This is a genomic window from Spirochaetota bacterium, from assembly GCA_004297825.1.
In the GTDB taxonomy this organism is placed as follows: Bacteria; Spirochaetota; UBA4802; order UBA4802; family UBA5368; genus FW300-bin19.
The window spans coordinates 70,042-77,923 of sequence record SCSX01000037.1 but is presented as its reverse complement, the minus strand read 5'-3'; the positions used below and the strand labels follow the sequence as shown (position 1 = coordinate 77,923).

Below are 7,882 nucleotides of genomic sequence, written 5' to 3'. Positions count from 1 at the left end.
CGATGATGATTTCAATAATTTACTAAATGATTGTATCAATATTAAGAATGATTTTAATATTGTCATAAAAAAACTAAATATAAAATAATTACAAATACCCATGATTAATAAGCGTAAGAAGAGGAAGCTTAATAACGACGATGCTAAATTACCGGAAATAGTTACACCCATAAGAACAGAAGGTAGTAACTTACGCCAACAGGAACAGGTGGTCGGTGTGTCGAGGGAAGAAATGTGGTGTGCTCCATTACCACACCCCAGCGCATTTGCAAAATATGAACAAATCTTACCAGGCTCGGCAGACAGAATAATAGCACTTACAGAAAATGAACAAAAATTTCGACATGATTTTAATTTAGAAATGATGCGAAGTGATCGTGGATTGAAAAAGTTAGGATTAATATTGGCTTTTTCTATAATTATTGTGTTATTAGTTTCCACTGTCATTTTGTATTTAATATCTAATAGTGAATGGATAGCAATATCGTTAATTGGTGAAATTGCTCTTATTGCGAGTCTATTTATCTATTGGACAAGGAAAAATAAAAAAGATAGTATTGTAAGTCAAAACAAGCAAATGGAACGATTATCAGATAATATTGAGAGTCTAAAAAATAATTTTGAAAGGCTTTTAAAATGATATCGCGTAAACGCGAAATGTTAAAGTTTACACACCAGCGACTCACTTCGGCCCTTTTCTATTATAGGCTGCATTTAACTACGGAAAGAAACATCTAATTCCGGTTCTAGTGATTATATTGTTTGTCAAATATATATGGAATTGCAATGCATATGTTATCATCAATGTCTTTAGGCATACCGAAGTGAACGTATGAGAACGACCATCAATATCCCGGAAAGCCTTGTCATCGAGGCGATGAGGCTGACAAAGATAAAAACAAAGACTGACGTGATCAAGGAAGCGCTCGCCAGTTTGATCCAGCGCGAAAAAGTGAAAAATATAAAGGGCTACTTCGGAAAAATTAATCTGGATGTCGATTTAGCAAGACTGAGAAACAGATGAGCCGCATTTTAATCGATACCTCGGTCTAGATCGAGCACTTCCGGGCTCGCATTCAATCAACGCCGGTTTGATAAATGGCTTTATAGATAATATTCCGATATGTATAAGCGACTTAGTCCTTTCGGAATTCATCCTCTCGCTCAAGCATAAAAAAGAGAACGATCAGATAGAACTACTGCTTTCAATCAGAAATATCCCGGATGAAAAGGCACTTCGATTTTTCATTGGTCGATGTCAACAATTGAAATATAATGGTCCTAAATCAATAGATTTGTTGCGAAACTTCGTGATTTTTTTGTTTTACAGAATCGTCACGGTTTCTTATCAATGCTTTTCCGGACGGATGCTATGACGCATGGAAGGATATGATGATTGAACTGGATTTCGACAAGACGGGCGGCCTCATCCCCGCGATCGCGCAGGACGCGGCGAGCGGACAGGTGCTCATGATGGCCTTCATGAACAAAGAGTCATGGGAACTCACCCTCGAGACGGGGATCGTGCACTACTGGAGCCGCTCCCGCAAGGCGCTCTGGAAGAAAGGCGAAACCTCCGGCAACGTACAGGAGGTCAAGGAGATACGCGTGGACTGCGACAACGACTGTGTGCTCATAAAGGTGCGCCAGGTAGGCGAGGCGGCGTGCCACACCGGTTTCGTGAGCTGCTTCTACCGTGTGGTGGACGGAGACACGCTCCGCGAAGACGGCGTAAAGGTGTTCGATCCTAAGCAGGTGTACGGGGGAAAGAAATGAGCGCGCAACAACTGAAACTGGGCCTTCCCAAGGGGAGCCTCGAGCAGTCCACCATAGAGCTTTTCCAGAAGGCGGGCTGGCGCATCTCCGTGTCGTCACGGAACTATTTTCCGTCGATCGACGATCCCGAGATATACTGCGCGCTTATCCGCGCCCAGGAGATGGCGCATTACGTGGAAAGCGGGGTGCTGGACGTGGGGCTCACGGGACTCGACTGGGTACTGGAAAACAATTCCGACGTGGAGTATATCTGCGACCTGGTCTATTCGAAGGTGAGCACGCGCAAGGCGAAATGGGTGCTCGCGGTACCGGAGAATTCCCCGATCAAAAAGATCGAAGACTGCGCGGGGAAAACGATTTCCACCGAGCTCGTGGGCTTCACAAAAAACTATTTCAAGGAAAGAAATATCCCGGTGAACGTCGAGTTCTCGTGGGGGGCCACGGAGGCGAAGGTGGTCGAGGGGCTCGTCGACGCAATCGTCGAGGTGACCGAGACCGGCTCCACGATCCGCGCGCACGGGCTCAAGATCATACACACGCTTCTTGAAACGAACACCAAGCTCATCGCGAACAAGAAGAGCATGGAGGACCCGTGGAAGCGCGGCAAGATCGAGCAGATAGCGCTGCTCCTCCGGGGGGCGCTCAATGCGGAGAACCTCGTGGGCATCAAGATGAATGTGCCCAAGGATGTCATCGACACGGTGATGAAAATCATTCCCAGCCTGACCGCGCCCACCATCTCCGAGCTGTATCACACAAACTGGTTTTCCATCGAGTCGGTGATCAGCGAGGCGGTGGTGCGCGAGATCATCCCCCGGCTCATCGAGGCGGGCGCGGACGGGATCATCGAGTATCCCCTTAACAAGGTTGTGGGGAAGAAAGACGCGCTCGGTTAGCGCCACGGGGAAGGCATGGAGCCGCTCGGGATAAAGGACTGCCGCACGCTCACGCGCGAGATCGCGCACGGCATCGCGGGGCCCAGGTTTTACACCGAACACGCCCCCGAGGTTGAGCGCGCCCGCGCGCGCGCGGCCGGGAGCGGCATGGTCGAAATGGCCGCGGCGGCGATGCGGGAAAAGGGGAGCGCCCTGGGACACGGCTTCGAGCACGCCAGGAGCGTCGCCATGGACGCCGGCGCGATCGTCTATTGCGAGGTTACGGAGACGGGGAGGGCCGATACGCTGGCTGAGCGGGCGATCGCCGCGGGGTACCTGCACGATATCCGCCGCGACCAGAAGGATCATCCCAGGCTCGCCGCGGAATTCGTCACCGAGTTTTTCCGGGAATCGCTCCCCGGCCCCGATATCGAAATCATCACATTTGCGATCCGCAACCACGAGGCGTTCAAGGAACAGGAAATATCGGCGGACGCCGACACCATGCTTCTTGCGAACGCGCTCTACGATGCCGATAAGTTCCGCTGGGGCCCGGATAATTTTCTCTACACCATCTGGGACATGGCCGAGAGTATGGGTTTCAGCCCCAGGACGATATTCCGTCATTACCACAAGGGGATCGAGGGGATTGAAAGAATAAAGCACACCTTCAGGACCGCAACCGGCCGCGCCTACGGCCCCGATTTCATCGACAGGGGCCTCGAGATAGGCAGGGAGCTCTACCGGCTTTGCGGAGAAAAGTGACCGGGATTTCAAAAAATAATGTTCATTACGAGCCGCGTGGAGTATACTTTTTTCTGGAATCGGGTAATTTTTACCGAATTGGATCTCCCGCATAAGCGCCAATGGAAGAATCAGAACTGAATACGAGCCCGGGAAACGGGTCGGAGCAGCACGAGGGCAGGCTGCTGGTGGTGGACGATGAGCAGCTCGTCCGCAAGGCGCTTTCGCGCTATCTCGCGAAGAAGGGCTATTCCGTCGAGGTGGCGGAGGACGGCATCCAGGCGATCGACAAGCTGAGCCAGGACCCGTTCGATCTCGTGCTCACCGACCTCAAGATGCCGAACCTGGACGGACGCGAGCTCATGACCATCATGGCGCAGAAGTTCCCCGACATCCCCAAGATCGTGCTCACGGGATTCGGCACGAACGAAGACATCCTGCTCGCGCTCAAGACCGGGGCCTACGATTTCATTACCAAGCCCATCATGGATTTCGATATCCTGCACCACGCCGTCGAGCGGGCGCTTGAGCGCCGCAGGCTCGCCACCGAAAAAAACCGCTATATGGAGCAGCAGCGCCGGGTGAACGACGTCACCGCCATGCTGAACAGGGGCAAGAAGACCGAAGAAATATTCAAGATGCTGAACACCACCTTGAAGGAAATTATCCCCTTCAACAAGCTCACCCTGGCGCTCATCGAGGAGGCCACCCGCATGGTGGTTTCGAAGCTCGTGGAGTCCGATCAAACGGTGATACTGGGGGTGGGGGAGCGCTTCCCCATCTCGGAATCCTCGCTCAAGGAAGTCGCCCGGGACAAGGACGTGCTTCGCATAGACGACCTGGAGGAGTATATCGGCGCGCATCCCGGGTCGCGTACGACCCGCGTGCTCATCGAGGAGGGCATGCGCTCCTCCCTGGTGCTCCCGCTCATCATCAATAATATCACGCGCGGCTTCCTGATATTCAACTCGGTGGAAAAGGCCGCGTTTACGAACGAACATGCTTTGTTCCTCAAGCTGATATCGGGCCAGATCGCGTTCAGCATTCAAAGGGGCGAGCTGCTGGAACAGCTTGAGCTGCACACGAAGAACCTGGAGCACCTGGTCAAGGTACGCACCCACGAGATACTCAAGACGCAGAAGACCACCATCTTCGCCCTTTCCAAGCTCGCCGAGGTGCGCGATCCCGAAACGGGCCAGCACCTGGAGCGGATACGCAACTACAGCGTGCTTATCGCCCAGATTCTGAAATACTCCGGGCACGAAACCGAGATCACCAACCTGTACCTTCGCGACCTGTACGATTCCTCCATCCTGCACGATATCGGGAAGGTGGGCATTCCGGATTCCGTGCTCCTGAAGCCCGGCGTGCTTACGGTGGATGAGTTCGAGATCATCAAGACACACACCACGATCGGCTACAACGCGCTCAAATCCGCGTCGCGGGACCTGGGGGAAAACTCGTTCCTGAAAATGGCCATGGACGTGACGTTGTACCATCACGAGCAGTGGAACGGCCAGGGGTACCCCGAAGGGCTCAAGGGGGCCGATATACCCCTCGCCGCGCGCATCGTGACCATCGCGGACATCTACGACGCCTTGGGCTCCAGGCGCCCCTACAAGGAGCCCTTTCCCCATGACCAGTGCGTCGATATCATGAAACACGAATCCTACCGGTTTGACCCGCTCCTCTTCAAGATATTTCTTGATAACACGGAGGAGTTCCATAGAATACATAAAGAATTCAGCTGATCCCGCGGAAAGGTGGACGTATGAGAGCACAGCAGATGAGCTTCAGGCTAGGCGGTCCTATTACGCCCGTCGTAAAAAAACTTATGATCATAAACGCCGCGGTGTTTCTCATCCAGGAGCTCGCCGGTATTTTCGAACCGGGGGTGATCGAATCTTACCTGGGGCTCAATCACCAGGGGCTCGTGGGCGACCTCAGGGTGTGGCAGCTCTTCACCTACATGTTCCTGCACGGCGGGTGGTTCCACATCATCTTCAACCTGCTGGGGCTATGGATGTTCGCGGGGGACCTGGAAAATCACTGGGGAAGCGGCAGGTTCCTTAAATACTACCTGTTCACGGGTATCGGCGCGGGGATATTCATCGCGCTCATGAACTCGATGATCCAGGTCCGCTACCTGGGGCTTCTCCCCCCGTATCAGCCCACGACGATCGGCGCCTCGGGCGCGCTCTACGGGCTCCTCCTGGCGTACGGAATGACCTGGCCCAACCGCGAGGTTTTACTGTACTTCCTGTTCCCGATCAAGATGAAATACCTGGTGCTCATTTTCGGTGCGCTCGAGTTTTTCGGCACCCTTTCGAGCCTGCGCGGCGTGGGGGGGAATGTCAGCCATATCGGCCACATGGGGGGAATAGTCACGGGGCTTGTGCTCATGATGGCGATGCGGTCCGGGGGACGTGAGCGAACGGCGGGACCGGGGCCGATAGGCGGGTTCCTGAAAAAGCTGCGCCTCGCGAAGAAACAGCGCGCGATCAGCGAGCGGATCGAGGCCAAGGAGATCATCGATACGCTCCTGGACAAGATTGCGCGGCAGGGGATGAGCGCGCTTACCGCCGCGGAGCGCAAGAAGCTGGAATGGGCGCGACGACACTATTACCCGGAGAAGACAGAGACGATCCACTGAGCGGCGCGGCGTTTTATAATTGACAGGAGCCTTCCCGTTGACCAGTCTCTTGGAGAGTGTACATCTTCCCCGGAGAAACGGCCGCCATGTACTGGAACAGCGAACTCGAAACCATCGATAGAAAAACCCTTCGCGCGCTTCAGCTCACGCGTCTGAAAAAGGCGCTGGAGGCCTCCGCGAGCACGACCCACTATAAAGCCTTATTCGCGAAACACGGGATCGACGTCGGGAAGATGACGACCCTCGATCACCTGAGGGAAATTCCCTTCACCTCAAAGCTCGACCTGCGCGGGAGCTACCCGGACGGAATGGTCGCGGTTCCCCGCAGGGAGATCGTGCGCATGCACGCGTCGTCGGGGACCACGGGGAAATCGACCGTGATCTATTATACGCGGCGCGATATCGACGAATGGGCAAACCAGGTGGCGCGCGGGATCGTGGCCACCGGCACCACCGCGGACGACGTGTTCCAGAACATGATGGGGTACGGACTCTTCACCGGCGGGCTGGGGCTGCATTACGGCGCGGAGAAGGTGGGGTGTTTCGTCATCCCCGCCGCCTCCGGCAACACCCTGAAGCAGATACAGTTCTTTCAGGATTTCCACACCACCGTCATGCACATCACGCCGAGCTATTCCCTCCACCTCGTGGAGGTCATCAGGGAGAACGGGATCGACCCGCACGAGCTCACCCTGAAAAAAGCGTACCTGGGCGCCGAACCATACTCGGAGGCGACCCGCGACAGGATACAGGAGCTCTACGGGATCGACGCCTACAACAGCTATGGGCTCTCCGAGATGAACGGGCCGGGCGTCGCCTTCGAGTGCGTGCACAAGAACGGGATGCACCTCTGGGAGGACTATTACATCGCCGAGATCATCAATCCCGAAACGGATGAACCGCTCCCGGACGGCGCGGAGGGCGAGCTCGTCCTCACCCACATCAACAGGGAAGCCATGCCCATCATCCGCTATCGGACCAGGGACCTCACGCGCTTCATACCCGAGCCCTGCCCCTGCGGGCGCACGCATCGGAGGATCGAACGTATCAAAGGGCGCACGGACGACATGATGATCATAAGCGGCGTGAACGTCTTCCCGTCGCAGATCGAGACCGTGCTCATGAACATCCCCGAGACGGGAAACAACTACCAGATCGTCCTCGACCGGGAACACAACCTGGACCGAATGCATATAAAGGTAGAGCTGTCTTCGCAAACGTTTCATGGCGATCTCAGGGAGCTCGATCGCCTTAAAAGAAAGCTCGGGGAGCATCTCAGGGCGCTCATTACCATAAATCCGCGCATCGAGCTCCTGGAGCCCGGTTCGCTTCCGCCCAGCATGGGAAAGGCCCAGCGGGTCGTCGACAACAGGAAGATTTAAGGGAGGCAGGCTATGCCGCACCAGGTATCGGTATTTGCAGAAAACAGGCCGGGGAAGATCGAGCGCATCACGGGGGCGCTCGCCAAAAAGGGCATCAATATCCGCGCGATCACCATCTCCGATTCGGGGGATTACGGCATCATCAAGCTCCTGCTCGACAGGCCCGAGGATGGGGTCGAGTGCCTCAAGGGGGAGGGAATCGCCGCCACCCTCAAGGATATCGTCGCCATCCGCGTCAAGGACAAGCCGGGGGGACTCTTCGAGGCGGCGGCATTTTTGAGGAACCTGGACGTGAACGTGGAGGACGCCTACGGCTTCATGGTGAAAAGCCACGAGGACGCGGTGTTTGTCTTCCAGGTGGAAAACGCGAAGGCGACCGAAAAACTCATGAGCGAGTCAGGCTTCACCGTGCTTACCGATAAAGAGCTCTATCTCCTGTGACGTTGTGCGAA

At 54.9% G+C, this 7,882-nt stretch carries 9 protein-coding genes; all 9 read left to right on the top strand.

Annotation, left to right across the window (positions count from 1 at the left end):
• Window positions 1-100: 100 nt before the first annotated feature.
• The 9 genes from EPN93_08615 (at window position 101) to EPN93_08575 (ending at window position 7,871) form a co-directional block, all read left to right on the top strand.
• On the top strand, window positions 101-640 hold the full coding sequence (locus tag EPN93_08615; GenBank protein TAL36474.1) for a DUF2335 domain-containing protein: 540 nt from the start codon (window positions 101-103) through the stop codon (window positions 638-640).
• A gap of 192 nt (window positions 641-832) precedes the next feature.
• Window positions 833-1,024: a type II toxin-antitoxin system VapB family antitoxin gene (locus tag EPN93_08610; protein TAL36473.1), complete on the top strand. Its 192-nt coding sequence runs from the start codon at window positions 833-835 to the stop codon at window positions 1,022-1,024.
• A gap of 368 nt (window positions 1,025-1,392) precedes the next feature.
• Window positions 1,393-1,776, top strand: a complete 384-nt coding sequence (gene hisI / locus EPN93_08605; protein TAL36478.1) for a phosphoribosyl-AMP cyclohydrolase — start codon at window positions 1,393-1,395, stop codon at window positions 1,774-1,776.
• Window positions 1,773-2,672: an ATP phosphoribosyltransferase gene (locus EPN93_08600; GenBank protein ID TAL36472.1), complete on the top strand. Its 900-nt coding sequence runs from the start codon at window positions 1,773-1,775 to the stop codon at window positions 2,670-2,672. Before hisI ends, EPN93_08600 begins: the two co-directional genes overlap by 4 nt.
• A gap of 15 nt (window positions 2,673-2,687) precedes the next feature.
• Complete coding sequence (locus EPN93_08595) at window positions 2,688-3,416, top strand: hypothetical protein (protein ID TAL36471.1); 729 nt, start codon at window positions 2,688-2,690, stop codon at window positions 3,414-3,416.
• 101 nt (window positions 3,417-3,517) lie between these two features.
• Window positions 3,518-5,146, top strand: coding sequence for a response regulator (locus EPN93_08590; GenBank protein ID TAL36470.1), 1,629 nt, complete (start codon window positions 3,518-3,520; stop codon window positions 5,144-5,146).
• Between the two features lie 20 nt (window positions 5,147-5,166).
• Window positions 5,167-6,048, top strand: a complete 882-nt coding sequence (locus EPN93_08585) for a rhomboid family intramembrane serine protease (protein ID TAL36469.1) — start codon at window positions 5,167-5,169, stop codon at window positions 6,046-6,048.
• Window positions 6,049-6,134: 86 nt separating this feature from the next.
• Window positions 6,135-7,430: a phenylacetate--CoA ligase family protein gene (locus EPN93_08580; protein ID TAL36468.1), complete on the top strand. Its 1,296-nt coding sequence runs from the start codon at window positions 6,135-6,137 to the stop codon at window positions 7,428-7,430.
• Window positions 7,431-7,442: 12 nt separating this feature from the next.
• On the top strand, window positions 7,443-7,871 hold the full coding sequence (locus EPN93_08575) for an ACT domain-containing protein (protein ID TAL36467.1): 429 nt from the start codon (window positions 7,443-7,445) through the stop codon (window positions 7,869-7,871).
• Window positions 7,872-7,882: the final 11 nt, after the last annotated feature.